Here is a 632-nt window from a genome sequence, read left to right as displayed (position 1 = left end):
ATGCCGTCCGGCAGCTGGGGCAGGGCATCAACATCTACCGCTTCGCCCTTGTATAAGCGCCGTTCGCCGTTTGCAGGGCCTGCATAGCAAACTTGAACATCACGATAAACGCTGCGATCGAAGAGGACGGGCTTACCTTTATACTGCCAACATCCCAGGCGCGAAGAGGATTTTTCCTCTTCGTAGGTAGCGCTGATGCTGCGCATAAGGGCGAATTCGAAGCGAAGGCAGGCATCGAACTTTTCCCCAGGGGCGAATACCCGATTAGCCTCGATGATAAAGCGCAGGCGCGGTTTCGTAGCCGTATGGCTGTACGTGGTATAGCTAATCGCTGAATGCTGGGTAAGACGCGCCGCAGGGCCTGTAGTGAGCCGTTTAAACAGGCTGGGCGGGCATTGATCTAAATCAAATGGCATCAGGCAGCCCGGAGCAACATTCTCCAGGCGGCGGCGATGGGCGAAGTTTGGATCGTTATCCGGCGTAGCCGTTTTGCTGGTTACGCCCTTCGGGGCTCTAAGATTTTTCTCAGCGCTGCCGCCTGATTTCAGTTCACCGGTGACGATATAGAAAGCTTCAGCTTTAAGGCGCTGCCGCTCTTCGTCGCTTACCCCCGCAGGGAGCTCCGCCGAATG

1 protein-coding gene is annotated in these 632 nt (G+C 56.2%); it reads right to left on the bottom strand.

Features of this window, described 5'->3' with window-relative positions; all coding sequences use genetic code 11:
• Nucleotides 1-632, bottom strand: a 632-nt coding sequence (locus N1032_RS26070) for a hypothetical protein (RefSeq protein ID WP_259543531.1), incomplete at both ends; no start/stop codon positions are given.

The organism is Herbiconiux daphne, from assembly GCF_024979295.1.
GTDB classification, from domain to species: Bacteria; Actinomycetota; Actinomycetes; order Actinomycetales; family Microbacteriaceae; genus Herbiconiux; species Herbiconiux daphnes.
The sequence above is the reverse complement of the archived record's forward strand: the minus strand, read 5'-3'. Positions and strand labels throughout refer to the sequence as shown.